This window comes from Halochromatium sp. (assembly GCF_054919635.1).
In genome coordinates, this window is sequence record NZ_JBUDPI010000061.1 from 1 (window position 1) to 14187 (window position 14187).

General features: G+C 62.9%; 12 protein-coding genes and 1 pseudogene. 10 read left to right on the forward strand and 3 right to left on the reverse strand.

The features are described from left to right. From ACY693_RS05820 to rluB, 6 genes and pseudogenes are all read left to right on the forward strand, one after another. Window positions 1-338 (forward strand): Sua5/YciO/YrdC/YwlC family protein (locus ACY693_RS05820; RefSeq protein WP_462320887.1); only part of this gene is annotated, 338 nt, incomplete at its 5' end. Window positions 339-392: 54 nt separating this feature from the next. Continuing rightward, window positions 393-1112 carry a site-2 protease family protein gene (locus ACY693_RS05825; protein ID WP_462320888.1) on the forward strand — a complete coding sequence of 240 codons (720 nt, stop codon included), beginning with the start codon at window positions 393-395 and terminating at the stop codon, window positions 1110-1112. A gap of 27 nt (window positions 1113-1139) precedes the next feature. Beyond that, complete coding sequence (locus ACY693_RS05830) at window positions 1140-2357, forward strand: tryptophan--tRNA ligase (protein ID WP_462320889.1); 1218 nt, start codon at window positions 1140-1142, stop codon at window positions 2355-2357. A gap of 36 nt (window positions 2358-2393) precedes the next feature. After that, window positions 2394-3257 (forward strand): segregation and condensation protein A, encoded by an 864-nt coding sequence (locus ACY693_RS05835; RefSeq protein WP_462320890.1) that lies wholly within the window; start codon window positions 2394-2396, stop codon window positions 3255-3257. Window positions 3258-3421: 164 nt separating this feature from the next. Further along, window positions 3422-3974, forward strand: a pseudogene (gene scpB, locus ACY693_RS05840) (SMC-Scp complex subunit ScpB); the annotation flags it as partial. Window positions 3975-4398: 424 nt separating this feature from the next. Beyond that, window positions 4399-5319 carry a 23S rRNA pseudouridine(2605) synthase RluB gene (rluB, locus tag ACY693_RS05845; protein ID WP_462320891.1) on the forward strand — a complete coding sequence of 307 codons (921 nt, stop codon included), beginning with the start codon at window positions 4399-4401 and terminating at the stop codon, window positions 5317-5319. A 49-nt stretch (window positions 5320-5368) separates the two neighbouring features. Here rluB and ACY693_RS05850 read toward each other — a convergent pair whose 3' ends face one another. Next, entirely contained in the window at window positions 5369-6616 is a 1248-nt protein-coding gene (locus ACY693_RS05850; protein WP_462320892.1) for a PQQ-dependent sugar dehydrogenase, read from the reverse strand. 128 nt (window positions 6617-6744) lie between these two features. After that, the gene (locus tag ACY693_RS05855; RefSeq protein ID WP_462320893.1) at window positions 6745-8196 is read right to left on the reverse strand and encodes a dihydrolipoyl dehydrogenase; all 1452 of its coding nucleotides are present in this window, start codon (window positions 8194-8196) and stop codon (window positions 6745-6747) included. 136 nt (window positions 8197-8332) lie between these two features. Between ACY693_RS05855 and aroA the strand changes: the two genes are divergently transcribed. The 4 genes from aroA to ihfB all read left to right on the forward strand — a co-directional run bounded on the left by aroA (window position 8333) and on the right by ihfB (window position 12743). Further along, window positions 8333-9679: a 3-phosphoshikimate 1-carboxyvinyltransferase gene (gene aroA, locus ACY693_RS05860; RefSeq protein ID WP_462320894.1), complete on the forward strand. Its 1347-nt coding sequence runs from the start codon at window positions 8333-8335 to the stop codon at window positions 9677-9679. After that, entirely contained in the window at window positions 9676-10350 is a 675-nt protein-coding gene (gene cmk / locus ACY693_RS05865) for a (d)CMP kinase (protein WP_462320895.1), read from the forward strand. Before aroA ends, cmk begins: the two co-directional genes overlap by 4 nt. Window positions 10351-10574: 224 nt before the next feature. Further along, on the forward strand, window positions 10575-12284 hold the full coding sequence (rpsA, locus tag ACY693_RS05870; protein WP_462320896.1) for a 30S ribosomal protein S1: 1710 nt from the start codon (window positions 10575-10577) through the stop codon (window positions 12282-12284). Window positions 12285-12374: 90 nt separating this feature from the next. Continuing rightward, window positions 12375-12743, forward strand: a complete 369-nt coding sequence (ihfB, locus tag ACY693_RS05875) for an integration host factor subunit beta (protein ID WP_462320897.1) — start codon at window positions 12375-12377, stop codon at window positions 12741-12743. Between the two features lie 97 nt (window positions 12744-12840). On the opposite strand, the gene ACY693_RS05880 is transcribed toward ihfB, so the two are convergent. Next, window positions 12841-14100: a glucose-1-phosphate adenylyltransferase gene (locus ACY693_RS05880; protein ID WP_462320898.1), complete on the reverse strand. Its 1260-nt coding sequence runs from the start codon at window positions 14098-14100 to the stop codon at window positions 12841-12843. Window positions 14101-14187: the final 87 nt, after the last annotated feature.

A 14187-nucleotide genomic window follows, 5' to 3' on the forward strand; every position in this document is an offset into this window, starting at 1 on the left:
GCTATACCTTCCTCTTTCAAGCCACCAAGCAGGTGCCGCGCAGGCTATTGCATCCCAAACGTCGAGGTATCGGCATTCGCGTTCCGGGAACACCGATCACCCAGGCCCTGCTCACTGAGCTCGACCAGCCGCTCCTGAGCACCACCTTGATCATGCCTGGTGACGAGGAGCCAATGGATGATCTGCTTGAGGTTCGCGAGATGATCGGCCACTGTGTCGACCTGATCATCGATGGGGGCACCTGCGGAAGCCAACCGACGACGGTTGTCGATATGACTCAGGAGCCTCCAGTCGTGGTGCGTGAAGGCAAGGGCGATATCAGCGTCTTTGAGCGCTAGCTCAATCGCCGCTAACCCGTTTGATCCAAGCTTCTCGATTGGGGCACACATCGTTTGGATGCCATTGCTGAAACCTTGCTGCTGATCTTGTTGGTCGCAGTGCCGGTGTTGTTCGCAATCACCGTCCATGAGGCCGCCCATGGCTGGGTGGCCAATCGCCGGGGCGACCCGACAGCGGCGATGCTCGGTCGGGTGACCTTTAACCCGATCAAGCACATCGACCCGGTCGGCACCATCGCGGTGCCACTGATCATCTTCCTGAGCTCGAAGACATTGCTTGGGGTGCCGTTCCTATTCGGCTGGGCCAAGCCGGTGCCGGTGGACTGGCGGCGGCTGCGTAACCCGCGCTGGGATATGGCACTGGTTGCCATTGCCGGGCCCGGCGTGAATCTGCTGATGGCGATCGGTTGGGGGCTGGCCTTGCAGCTCATGCTGCTGCTGCTAGGCTTCGTTGGGGTGCCGAGTGCCCTGTTGAGTCTCTACCTTGAGCTCTGTCTGATTGGCGTCTTGATCAATCTCTTCCTGATGGCGCTGAACATGATCCCAGTCCTGCCGCTTGATGGCGGTCGGGTGCTCAGCGCCTTGCTGCCGCGTCCCTGGGCGCGGGGTTTTGCGCGGCTCGAGCGCTACGGGCTGTTGATCTTGGTGGCGCTGCTCCTGTTGCCAAACGGACAACCGCCCGGACTGCTCGGCGCTGTGCTACGTCCAGCTGTTGACCTCGCGCTCACTGTAATCCCGGCATCCGACCTGATCCGCGACTCTATTCCTCTCTGATACTCTGACAGCAAAGGCCTTAAGCCGTTGAATTCTGCACCGAACCAATCCCACCGCGTCCTCTCCGGTATGCGCCCGACCGGCAAGCTGCATCTCGGCCATTATCATGGCGTGCTCAAGAACTGGGTCGAGCTGCAGCACGAGTTCGAGTGCTTCTTCTTCGTTGCCGATTGGCATGCGCTGACCACCGACTACGACGACCCGTCGCAGATCCCGCAGGCGAGCTTCGACATGGTCGTCGACTGGCTCGCCTGCGGCATCAGCGCCGGCGCGGCCACCCTGTTCGTCCAGTCGCGGGTGCCTGAGCACGCCGAGCTGCATCTGCTGCTGTCGATGATTACACCGCTGGGCTGGCTTGAGCGGGTGCCGAGCTATAAGGATCAGCAGGAGAAGCTCAAGGAGAAGGACCTGGCGACCTATGGCTTCCTCGGTTATCCGCTGCTGCAGAGCGCCGATATCCTCATCTACAAGGCCGGTGCGGTGCCGGTGGGCGAGGATCAGGTCGCGCATGTCGAGATGACCCGTGAGATCGCCCGGCGCTTCAACCATATCTACGGGCGCGAGCCAGACTTCGAGGCCCAGGCCGAGCAGGCCAAGCGCAAGATGGGCAAGAAGAACGCGAAGATGTTCGATCAGCTCAAGCGTCGCTATCAGGAGCAGGGCGACCAGGAGGCCTTGGACATCGCTCGCGCCTTGCTCGAGAGTCAGGCCAATATCACCATCGCTGATCGCGAGCGGCTGCTTGGCTACCTCGAAGGCGGTGGTCGGGTGATCCTGCCAGAGCCTGCGCCCTTGCTGACCAAGGCCGCCAAGATGCCAGGGCTCGATGGCCAGAAGATGTCCAAGTCCTATGGCAATACCATCGCGCTGCGTGATGATCCCGATGCGGTGGAGCAAAAGCTGCGCACCATGCCGACCGATCCGGCGCGCGTGCGTCGCAGTGACCCTGGCAACCCAGAGGTCTGTCCGGTCTGGCAGTTTCATCAGGTCTACTCCGACGCGGAGGTCAAGGATTGGGTGCAACAGGGCTGTCGCAGTGCCAGCATTGGCTGCGTCGAGTGCAAGCAGCCGGTGATCGACGCGGTGCGCAAGGAGCTGGAGCCCATTCAGGCCGAGGTGAAACGGCTTGAGGCCGACCCTGATCTAGTCCGCTCATTCATCAACGAGGGCTGTGAGCGTGCGCGTGACCGGGCGCGCGAGACCATGGATGATGTTCGCCACGTCATGTCGCTGCGTTACAGCTAAGGCGATTGCCGGTCAATCCAGCGGCCGAGCGAGACCATGCAGGAGTCAAGCCCTCTGACCTCAAGCATCGAGACCGAGATCGAGACGCAGACCACGGGGCCACTGGCCGCGAGTGGAGAGGTTCGCCTCGCACTGGTGCGGGGCGAGCCGCTGCTGAAGCTGCCCGAAGACCTCTACATCCCACCAGATGCGCTTGAGGTCTTTCTCGATACCTTCGAGGGACCGCTCGACCTGCTGCTGTATCTGATCCGGCGACAGAATCTCGACATCCTGGATATCCCGATCATCGAGATCACCCGTCAGGACATGGACTATGTGGAGCTGATGAAAGAGGTGCGGCTTGAGCTCGCCGCCGAGTACCTGGTGATGGCGGCGATGCTGTGCGAGATCAAATCGCGCATGCTGCTGCCTCGGGCCGATGAGCAGTCCGAAGACGACGAAGACCCGCGCGCTGAGCTGGTGCGTCGATTGGCCGAATACGAGCAGTTCAAGCGCGCCGCACAGGATCTCGATGCGCTGCCGCGACTGGAGCGCGATTGTTTCGTGCTCCAGGCAAGGGTGCCGCCGGGTCATGTGCGTCGCATCCCGCCGAGCGTTGAGCTGGATGAGGTTCTGGCTGCCTTGCAGGCCGTCTTGGCGCGCGCCGATCTGTTCAGCAGTCATCAGATCGAGCGCGAGTCGCTCTCGGTGCGCGAGCGGATGTCGGCGGTGCTGGAGCGGATCAGCGGCGACGAGCTGGTGCCGTTTACCGAGCTGTTTGACGTGACCGAGGGCCGCGCTGGGGTGGTCGTGAGCTTCCTGGCGGTGCTCGAGCTATTGAAGGCGGCGACGCTGGAGCTGATCCAGGTTGAGCCCTTCGCACCGATTCGGCTGCGCCGACGGGAGGTCGAGGCCGCATGAGCGACTGGGAGCAGGAACAGCAACAAGGTCCGGGGCAAGAGCAAGACCCGAAGCAGGAACAGGAACAGGAACAGGACCCGGAGCACGCCCAGAACCAGGAACAAGCGCATCAGGAGAACGGACTGTTCGCTGATGATGGCAAGCCACTGCAACACGCGTTATCGCTGCCGGTGCCGGCGCTCAAACAGATCGTCGAGGCTGCGGTCTTGGCGTCCGGGGAGCCACTCTCGATCGAGCGGGTCCAGGGGAAGGTGGCGATGTCGGCGATCGAATAGAAACCGCGAGCGCCCCTCTCGAGACGCCGTGTCCGCGGCGTTTGAGGCGCTGCGCGACGATTACGAGGGACATGGTATCGAGCTGGTTGAGGTTGCCGGCGGTTGGCGGGCACAGGTGCGCGCCTCGGTCGCGCCCTGGGTCGGGCGGCTATGGCAAGAGAAGCCGTCGCGCTACTCGCGGGCCCTCCTCGAGACGCTGGCGCTGATCGCCTATCGGCAGCCGATCACCCGGGGTGAGATCGAGCAGGTCCGTGGTGTCGCGGTCAGTACCCCGATCATCAAGACCCTGACCGAGCGGGAATGGGTGCGAGTGGTCGGACATCGCGATGTCCCGGGACGACCGGCGCTCTATGCGACCACACGCCGATTCCTGGACTATTTCGGCCTGCGCTCGTTGAACGAGCTACCGCCGCTGACCGAGATTCGCGATGCGAGTTTTTTTGAGCAGACCGTGAGCGAAGAGACGGATGCTGCTGGCCTTGGTAGCAGCGCGAGCCCTAGCCCTGCGGGTCCTGCTGCAGCGCCTGCGTCCTCGGGAATGGCTGAGGACGCTGTCGAGGACAGCTTGGACGAGGCGACTGAGATCGCACCGCAAGCCTTCGCGACCCGGCTTGCAGGTCGACCGCACCTAGTGCTTGCCGTCAGCAACGACGCGACCTCTCACGGGTTGGGGGCTTGCGAGTCCGAGTCGTGTCAGTCCAAGTCTCGCGACCAGCAAACGCCTCAAGAATCTGAGCCGCGCGATCAGGTGGAAGCTCACGATCAGGAGTTCCAGGCTCAGGAGCTCAAAGATCGGGAGCCAAACACCCAGGCCCAGCGTTCTGAGCCGTCCGCTGACCCCCACGAACGCACTCGAGATGACCAGGATGAAAGACGCTAATCGACGCCGACCCGCGGCCGAGCCGGAGCCGCAGGAGCCGGTGCGCTTGCAAAAGACGCTAGCGGAGGCTGGTCTTGGCTCGCGGCGCGAGATCGAGGGATGGATTCGTGATGGCCGGGTGCGGGTGAATGGCGCGCTCGCCAAGCTTGGCGATCGCGTACTGCCGAGCGATCGTATCCGCGTCGATGGCCAGGAGGTCCGACGCCGCGCCGCGAAGCGTCAGAACCTGCGGGTGTTGGCCTATCATAAGCCCGAGGGAGAGGTCGTGACGCGGCGTGACCCCGAAGGCCGACCGACCATCTTTCGCCATCTGCCAGGGATTCGTGACGGGCGTTGGATCGCCGTCGGGCGGCTCGATCTGAACACTGCCGGCCTGTTGCTGGTCACCAATCACGGCGAGCTGGCCAATCGGTTGATGCATCCTTCGTGCGCTATCGAGCGCGAATATGCGGTGCGGGTTCGTGGTGCTGTTTCCGACGACCTGTTAGCGCAGTTGGTCAATGGCGTCGAGCTGGAGGATGGTCCGGCTCGCTTCGAGGAGATCGTCCCCTCCGGCGGCTCGGATAGCCATCAATGGTTTCATGTGCTCATCGTCGAGGGTCGTAACCGCGAGGTGCGCCGGCTCTGGGAGGCGGTTGGCTGCACGGTCAGTCGGCTCAAGCGGGTGCGCTATGGAAACGTGATCCTGGGCGCGCGGCCGACGCCTGGGCAGTGGCGGGAGGTGGTTGGTGAGGAGCTTGCGGGACTACAGGCATTGGCTGGACTTGGACCCCCGACCTCGGCTCGCGCTGGTTTGATGACAGAGACAGAGAAAGACTCGCGCCCCGGCGGTTCGTCGAAGCTTCGGGCATCGAGTCCGATGCGGCGGGGAGGAGGGCGCCTGAAGCCGCGTCTCTCGGGTCGGTAATGGGCCCTGCTCGTGGCGGAGCGGCAAATCCCTTTCCAAATCTTGCTCGCTAAGCATCTGGGACGATGCGCATGAGGGCCCCGTCAGTCTCATCGGTGAGGATGTAGAGGCCGCCATCTGGGCCTTGACGGACGGCGCGCACACGCTGGCCGATGCTGAGCTTTTCTTCACCCACTGCGCGGCTACCCTCGAGCTCCGTGCGGCGTAGCTGCTTGAACGCGAGCGCTCCGCTGATCAGATCGCCCTGCCAGTCGGGGAAGTCGTCGCCAGTGTAGAGGGTCATGCCGCTGGGTGCGATCGAGGGGGTCCAGACGACGATGGGCTGAGTGACGCCAGGTGCCTGGGTTTCGTCAGAGATCCTGGGTCCCCAATATTCCATGCTATAGGTCACCTCGGGCCAGCCGTAGTTGTTGCCGGCCTGGATCAGGTTGATCTCGTCGCCACCGCGTGAGCCGTGCTCGTTGGCCCAGACACGGCCGCTATCGGGGTCGCGCGTCAGACCCTGGATGTTGCGATGACCGATGCTGTAGATCTCCGGTTTGGCCCCGGGTTTACCGACGAAGGGGTTGTCGCTAGGAGCCGTGCCGTCGGCGTTGAGACGCAGCACCGAGCCGAAATGGGTACCTGGATTCTGTGCCTGATTGCGGATGTTCTCGCCGTCGAAAGAGATCGGCGGATTGCCGCCGTCGCCAATGCTCATCAGCAGGGTTCCGTCGGGCAGCCAGAGGAGCCGAGAGCCGAAATGTTGGCCGCCGGACTTGGTGTCGGCGTTGCGGAAGATGATCTCGAGGTCTTGCAAGCGCTTGTTCTCGAGGTCGAGCCGACCGCGGGCGAGGGCGGTGCGGTTGGCGTCTTCGGTGCCCTCGGCGAAGGTCAGATAGACCAGTTGGTTATCGGCGAAGTCGGGATGCAGGCTGATGTCGAGCAGCCCGCCTTGGCCGCAGGCGCAGACATCGGGTGTTCCTCGGATCGGGGTTGGATCGAGCTTGGCTTTGTCTCCAGGCGCATCGTCTCCAGGCTCATCCCCCGTTGCGGCAATCGCATTGTGGATGAGGCGTAGTCGGCCGGGACGCTCGGTAACGAGCGCCGAGCCGTCGGGGAGCCAGGCGATGCTCCAGGGATGGCGGAGGCCGTCGACCATGGTCTCGGTGCGCCAGCCCTTGGCTTCCGGGACATCGCCGGTTGGCTCGACGGGTCCGGCTGGCTGGCTGCAGCCGATAGCCGGGATCAGCGCTAATAGCCAGAGCGCCACCGAGAGGGCTCGGCCGGGAGCATGGGTTTGCCGATGTTGCTGCATGGGATCGACCTCCTACGGAGTTCGGTTAGGTAACAAGAGCGTGTCGCTGACGAGGGGCCAACCTGTGCAATTAATGCTGCCGGAGAGCCTTCTTCGCCTCATTTAGCAGTTTGTGCTCAAGAGATTGCTTACAACGGGTCCGGCTCCTCGAGCAGCGCGAGCTCGGTCAGGGGTCCATCGCGCTTGACCTCCAGCTTGCGGTTGAGATCATTGAGGGCGCCCTGCAGAGCCTCCTCGATCACCGGATGATAAAACGGCATGCGTAGCATCTGTTCGACCGTCATCTGCTGCTGGATGCTCCAGCTCAGCAGATGCGCGAGGTTCTCGCCGCGTGGGGCGATCAGCTCGGCACCGAGCAGCCGTCCACTGGTCTTGTCGGCATAGACACGGATCAAACCGCGGTTATTGCCCATGATCAGGGCACGGCCGACCGGGGCCATCTTGATCTCGCCGATCGCGGTCTGAGCTGGATCGAGTTCGTCGAAGCGCTGACCGACGAGGCCGATATTCGGGTCGCAGAAATTGATGAACAGGGGTGTGCGACGACGGAAGCGGAGCGGTTGCTGGCGTTCGCTGGCGGCTTCGGTGGTGATGCGTGCGGCGTTGAAGCCGGCGATTCGGCCCTCGTCACCGGCCTCGTGCAACACCGGGCGCTCGCCGGTGACGTCGCCGGCGATGAAGACCGGCAGATCGCCGACCTGCATGCTGTGGCGATCAAACGGCGGTAGGCCGCGGGCGTCGAGCTCGACACCGAGCGTCTCGAGCCCGAGGCCCTCGAGGTTGGGCACGCGTCCGATGCTGCAAAGCACTGCATCAACACTAACCTGATGCTCACCGGCCTTGATGCGCAGCCGACTCCCATCCTCGCTGATCCGGGCGGGCCGGCCAAGATGCAGCGGGAATTCCTTGCCGATGACCTGGATCGCCATCTTGCTGACCTCCGGGTCGCGGATGCCGGCGATGGTCTCGAGCTGGTCGAAGCCTTCGACCTGGATGCCGAGACGATGCAGACTCTGGCCGAGCTCGAGGCCGATGGTGCCGAGGCCGACGACAGCGATCGATGCCGGCAGATCCTCGAGCTCGAATAGGCTGTCGGTGGTCAGCAGCTTGTCACCGAAGGCCCGCCAGGGCTCTGGCACCAAAGGCCGTGAGCCAGTGGCAATGACGACGGCACCGGCACGGATGCGCTGGTCGCCAACCGCAAGCAATGTCGGCTCGAGGAAGCGGGCGTAGTCCTGGATGAAGAGATCATCAGGCATGTCATCGGTGCTGCTGCCGAGAACGCGGTCGACGAAGGTATCGCGGATGTCCTGAACGTGCTCGAGGGCCTCGGGGAGGTCGAGGCTTAGCCCTTGGTGACCGTCGATGCCGTAGCGGCCCAGGTGGGTGCGCCGGTGGTAGTCCTCGGCGACCTGGATCATGGCCTTGGAGGGCATGCAGCCGACACGAGCGCAGGTGGTCCCGGGCTCGCCGCCGTTGATCAGGACAAAACGCTTGCCGGCCTGGCGTGCTTGGCTCATGGCGTTGAGGCCTGAGGTGCCGGCTCCGACGATGGCGACGTCGACATATCGTTCTGGCATCGATGACTCCCTTGGAATCTTGTGGTGGGTGATTGCTGCCTTGACCAGCGCGTGATCGACACCGCATTCTAAGCGGTTTGGGTCGCACATCTTGTCGACGCTTGGTCTTGGTCACTACCGGTTGCCCGAGAGGTTTATGACTGCCCACTCCCTGAGCTTCGAGCTCGCGCCCGGCGGGGCGCTGCGCGGCGAGCTGCGCGTGCCCGGCGACAAATCCATCTCCCATCGCGCGGTGATGCTCGCGGCCCTAGCCGAAGGGACAACCGTGATCGACGGCTTCCTTGAGGGTGCCGATAGCCTGGCGACATTGGCGGCCTTCCAGGCGATGGGTGTCAAGGCCGAGGGGCCGGGTCTGGGCCGGCTCCGGGTCCAGGGGGTCGGGCTGCACGGATTGCAGGAGCCTCGTCAGGCCCTTGATCTCGGTAACTCGGGGACATCGATGCGGCTATTGTCCGGGCTGCTGGCTGGGCAGCGCTTCTCGACCACGCTGATCGGCGATGCGTCGCTCTCACGGCGGCCGATGGGCCGGGTGATCGAGCCACTTCGAGCGATGGGGGCGCGGATCGAGGCAACACCGGAAGGTCGGGCGCCGTTGGGGCTGCTACCGGTCGAAGCGCTGCATGGCATCGACTACAGGCTGCCGGTTGCGAGCGCTCAGGTCAAATCGAGCCTGCTCTTGGCCGGGCTCTACGCTCGAGGTGAGACCTGCGTCACCGAGCCAGCGCCGACGCGTGATCATACCGAGCGCATGCTCGGCGCCTTTGGTTATCCGGTGCGTCATGCGGGCAGCCGCATCTGCCTGACGGGCGGTGGACGGCTTGTCGCGACCTCGATCAGCATCCCGGCCGATATCTCGTCAGCGGCCTTTTTCCTGGTTGGCGCCAGCATCGCACCAGGTTCTGATCTGACCCTGATTCAGGTGGGGATGAATCCAACCCGCCTCGGCGTGATCAATATCCTGCGCCAGATGGGGGCGGATATCGCGATCGAGCGACCGCGCGAGCTGGGCGGCGAGCCGGTTGCCGATTTGCGTGTGCGGGCCGCACCCTTGCATGGCGTGGCCATTCCGGAGGAGCAGGTGCCGCTGGCCATCGATGAGTTTCCGGCCCTGTTCATCGCCGCGGCCTGTGCCGATGGTGACACGTTGCTAAGCGGTGCGGCGGAGCTCCGTGTGAAGGAGAGCGACCGCATTCAGGTGATGGCCGATGGCCTCAAGACGCTCGGCGTCGCAGCCGAGCCGCACGCCGATGGCATGTTGATCCGAGGCTTGGGTGCGGCCGGGCTGCTCGCTGGCGGGCGTGTTGCTGGACATGGCGACCATCGCATCGCGATGGCGTTTGCGATCGGTGCGTTACGCGCAGCAGCTCCGATCCAGGTCGACGACTGTGCCAATGTCGAGACCTCGTTCCCGGATTTCGCCGGTTTGGCTGCAGGTGTTGGGTTGCAGATCACCGAGCTACGTGTCGAGGAGTCTCCGGCATGACTCAGGCTCCGGTCATCACCATCGACGGTCCCTCAGGAACGGGCAAAGGCACCATTGCGGCTCTGCTCGCGGCCCACCTCGGCTGGCATCTGCTCGATAGCGGCGCACTCTACCGGGCTCTGGCTCTAGCGGCGCGGCGATCTGATGTCGACCTCGGCGATGGTCCAGAGCTAGGGCGCTTAGCTGTGCGGACCCAGGTGATCCTCGACGGTGAGCAGGTCCGGCTGGACGGCGAGGATGTCTCGGAGCTGATCCGAACTGCTGAGGCTGGTGTCGATGCCTCCCGTGTGGCGGTTCATGCCGAGGTGCGTCAAGCGCTGCTTGCGTGGCAGCGCGATACGGCGGTCGCTCCCGGGCTGGTTGCCGATGGTCGAGACATGGGATCTCGGGTTTTTCCAGATGCTCGGCTCAAGATCTATCTCGATGCGAGCCCTGAGGAGCGCGCTCGGCGGCGATATAAACAGTTGAAGGACAAGGGGATGGATGCTAACCTCACCGATCTTGTCCAAGAGCTTCGGGCGCGCGATGAGCGCGATCGCCAGCGAGCCGAGAGTCCGCTTCAGGTTCCGCACGCGGGAGTGGTTGTCGATTCGACCTCAAAATCGATCGACAAGGTCTTCGCTCAGGTCCGTGGCCTGGCCGAAGCTGCGCTCGCAGCAACAGGCGCTTGAGACAAGACTGCGGCTCGGACCTGGCGCCGAAGATCGACACGGCGCCGACGCTCGATGAGACAGCCGATGCTCGATGGGACCTAGCAGCCTTCAGGCGTGCAGCGGCCGTACTCGACCCGTTTTGATAACCCCGACCGATCGGCAAACGCCGCGGTCGTTTTGTTTTAACTCAACCCTCCTGTTGAGCTTGGGCCGCTGATACAGCAGCTGATGATCCACAGGAGATGGCGTGGGACGCCAGGAACATTCACAGCATGACCGAAAGTTTCGCCGAGCTCTTCGAGGAGAGCCTTTCTAATACTCAGCTCCAGCCGGGCACGATTGTTACCGGCCAAGTCGTCGCCATTACCGCTGACTCCGTCATCGTTAATGCCGGCCTCAAGTCCGAAGGGATCATTCCACGTAATCAGTTCCTCAGCCCCGAAGGCCAGCTCGAGGTCGGCGTTGGCGATGATGTGGAGGTCGCGCTGGACGCGGTTGAGGACGGATTCGGCGCGACCCGCCTGTCGCGCGAGAAAGCGAAGCGCTTTGCCGCCTGGGACAAGCTCGAGCGCGCCTTCGACGACGGCGACACGGTCACCGGCCAGATCAACGGCAAGGTCAAGGGTGGCTTCACCGTCGAGTTGGGCAGCGTTCGGGCGTTCCTGCCGGGCTCGCTGGTCGATATCCGCCCCGTGCGTGATACGACCTACCTCGAAGGCAAGGATCTCGAGTTCAAGGTCATCAAGCTCGATCGGCGCCGTAACAATGTGGTCGTCTCGCGTCGCGCGGTGGTCGAAGAAGAGTACAGCGCCGAGCGCGAGCAGCTGCTCGAGAAGCTGGAAGAGGGGTTGGAGCTCAACGGCGTGGTCAAGAATCTCACCGACTACGGCGCCTTCCTCGATCTGGGCGGCATCGACGGCCTGCTGCACATCACCGACATGGCCTGGCGTCGGGTCAAGCACCCCTCCGAGGTGGTCGAGATCGGCCAAGAGATCATGGTCAAGGTGCTCAAGTTCGATCGCGAGCGCCAGCGTGTCTCGCTCGGCCTGAAGCAGATGGGCGAGGACCCCTGGGTCAATATCTCGCGCCGCTATCCCGAGAGCACCCGCGTCTTCGGTAAGGTCACCAATATCGCCGACTACGGCTGTTTCGTCGAGATCGAAGAGGGCGTCGAGGGCCTGGTGCACGTCTCCGAGATGGACTGGACCAACAAGAACGTGCACCCGAGCAAGGTCGTCAACATGGGCGATGACGTCGAGGTCATGGTGTTGGATATCGACGAGGAGCGTCGTCGTATCTCGCTCGGTATCAAGCAGTGCCAGTCCAATCCTTGGGATGAGTTCTCGGCGATCCATAAGAAAGGCGATCATGTCGCGGGTCAGATCAAGTCGATCACCGATTTCGGTATCTTCATCGGCTTGGATGGTGGCATCGATGGACTGGTCCATCTGTCGGATATCTCCTGGGACGAATCCGGCGAAGAGGCCTTGCGCAACTTCAAGAAGGGCGATGAAGTCGAGACTGTGGTGCTTTCGGTCGATCCGGAGCGCGAGCGCATCTCGCTCGGCATCAAGCAGCTCGACAAAGACCCCTTCTCGAGCTTCGTTGCCGTGCACGAGAAGGGCAGCATCGTGACCGGCACCATCACCGAGGTCGACGCCAAGGGCGCCAATATTGACCTCGGCGAGGGCGTTGAGGGCTATCTACGTGCCTCTGAGATCTCGCGCGATCGCGTTGAGGATGCGCGCGCGGTCTTGAAGGTTGGTGAAGAGGTTGAGGCCAAGTTCCTTGGCGTTGATCGAAAGAACCGCAGCATCTCGCTGTCGATCAAGGCCAAGGACATGGCCGATGAGCAGGCCGCGATCAAGGGTTATGCGCGTGAGGCGCAGGCCGGTACCGCAACGCTCGGAGACATCCTCAAGCAGCAGATGGAAGAAGCCGCGAAGGACTGAGCCCGCTGCGCTTTCCGCAGACGTCATTCCTTGTGATCACACGCCCGGCGCTTTGCACCGGGCTTGCATCGCTATTGCAGGCTATCCCTTATGATGAAATCCGAGCTCATCGATACACTCGCGCGGGAGCAAAGCCATCTCGCTTATAAGGACGTCGAGCTCGCTGTCCGCTGCATCCTAGAGCAGATGAGTAGTGCGTTGGCCTCAGGGGAGCGCATCGAGATTCGCGGCTTCGGCAGCTTCTCGCTCCACTTTCGACCACCTCGCGTTGGCCGTAATCCAAAGACCGGTGATGCGGTTGCGCTCTCAGGCAAGCATGTGCCTCATTTCAAGCCAGGCAAGGAGCTTCGCGACCGCGTCAACCAGGCCTATCAGGACGAGCTAAGCCGCCATCAGCAACGCAGCGAGGACGAAAGCGAAGGCGCAGATAGCCGGCGCGAGCCCGCTAGCGTTGGCTGAGTCCCATCCCGAGCCGGCCTGTGGCTCGGGCCGGGTATCCCGCGCTAGCAATGAGCCAGGGCTTGGCTCCAGCGCGGGCTCTCTCGGCCTACTCGAATCACTCCGAGTAGCCGCGACCTTGTCGACCTGTCATGGTCCGTGCAAAGATCGTCGAGTGCCCGGAGGGGACAACAGTGACACCGCCGGCCGAGACCTTGTAGCGCTTCGAATCAGCGTCTCGATCATGGCCGATCACGGTGCCTGGCTCGATGGCATTGTGTCGATCGACGATGACCTTTTTTAGGCGGGCACCCTTGCCGACGTGGACATAGTCCATGATGATGCAGTCTTCCAGCTCAGCCCCTTCGTCGATCACCGCCTCGCGCCGAATGATGGAGTTCTTAATCCGGGTGCCGTCGTGGATCATGGTGGCGGCGCCGAGCAAGGTGTTCTCGATCTGCCCGCCGAGGACGCGTGCGACTGGTCCCTGGTAGTTGCTCGAGTAGATCGGCCACTCTGGGTTGAAGGCATCGAAGACCGGCTCTGCGCCGAGCACATCCTTGTGGGCATTGAAGTAGGCATCGATACTGCCGACGTCGCGCCAGTAGACGCGGTCCTCGTAGGCATTGATGCCGGGTATCTCATTGGTGGCGAAGTCGTAGGCGAACAGTCGATGCTTGCTGGCGAGTAGCCGCGGCAACACGTGCTGTCCAAAATCGGTCTCCCCTGCCTGTTGGGCGTCTTGGAGTGCGCGAATCAGCACCTCTGTGCTGAAGATGTAGTTGCCCATCGAGGCGTAGGCCTTGGTTGGGTCATCGGGCATCGGTGATGGGTTGGCCGGTTTCTCCTGGAAGGCCTCAACCCGACCGTCGCTATCGGCAGCGATGACGCCGAAGCTCTTGGCGTCGTCGAGCGGCACTGGCAGTGCGGAGATGGTCACATCGGCCTCGCGCTCCTTGTGGAAGGCCACCATCTGCGACACATCCATCCGATAGATATGATCGGCGCCGAAGACAGCGACCAGATCAGGGCCATGCTCCTCGATCAGGTTCAGGTTCTGATTGACCGCATCTGCGGTTCCCTGGAACCAGGATTCGCCGAGCAGCATTTGTGGCGGGACCACGGTTACGAACTGGTCCTTGAGCAGGGGCGAGATAGTCCAGGCCTTACGGACGTGCTCGATCAGCGATTGCGACTTGTATTGAACCAGCAGGTAGATCGTCCTGATCTGGGAGTTGATCATGTTGCTGAGCACGAAGTCGACGATGCGATAACGCGAGCCGAAGGGCACCGATGGCTTTGAGCGGGCAGCCGTTAGCGGTTGCAGGCGTGAGCCTTGGCCGCCGGCCATAACGAAGGCAATGATTCGATCGGGCATGTCTCCTCCAAGCGCTGTGAGTCGGCAACTGAGCCTCGGCGACGGCGCGCAGCGCTTACGGTCAGACGTGATCAGGCTGTCCTGGTC

Bases quoted from the DNA above. Each gene is read 5' to 3' on its own strand.
- ihfB (WP_462320897.1), top strand. From the start codon at position 12,375: ATGATGAAATCCGAGCTCATCGATACACTCGCGCGGGAGCAAAGCCAT.
- cmk (WP_462320895.1), top strand. From the start codon at position 9,676: ATGACTCAGGCTCCGGTCATCACCATCGACGGTCCCTCAGGAACGGGC.
- rluB (WP_462320891.1), top strand. From the start codon at position 4,399: ATGAAAGACGCTAATCGACGCCGACCCGCGGCCGAGCCGGAGCCGCAG.
- aroA (WP_462320894.1), top strand. From the start codon at position 8,333: ATGACTGCCCACTCCCTGAGCTTCGAGCTCGCGCCCGGCGGGGCGCTG.
- rpsA (WP_462320896.1), top strand. From the start codon at position 10,575: ATGGCGTGGGACGCCAGGAACATTCACAGCATGACCGAAAGTTTCGCC.
- ACY693_RS05880 (WP_462320898.1), bottom strand. From the start codon at position 14,100: ATGCCCGATCGAATCATTGCCTTCGTTATGGCCGGCGGCCAAGGCTCA.
- ACY693_RS05855 (WP_462320893.1), bottom strand. From the start codon at position 8,196: ATGCCAGAACGATATGTCGACGTCGCCATCGTCGGAGCCGGCACCTCA.
- ACY693_RS05850 (WP_462320892.1), bottom strand. From the start codon at position 6,616: ATGCAGCAACATCGGCAAACCCATGCTCCCGGCCGAGCCCTCTCGGTG.
- ACY693_RS05835 (WP_462320890.1), top strand. From the start codon at position 2,394: ATGCAGGAGTCAAGCCCTCTGACCTCAAGCATCGAGACCGAGATCGAG.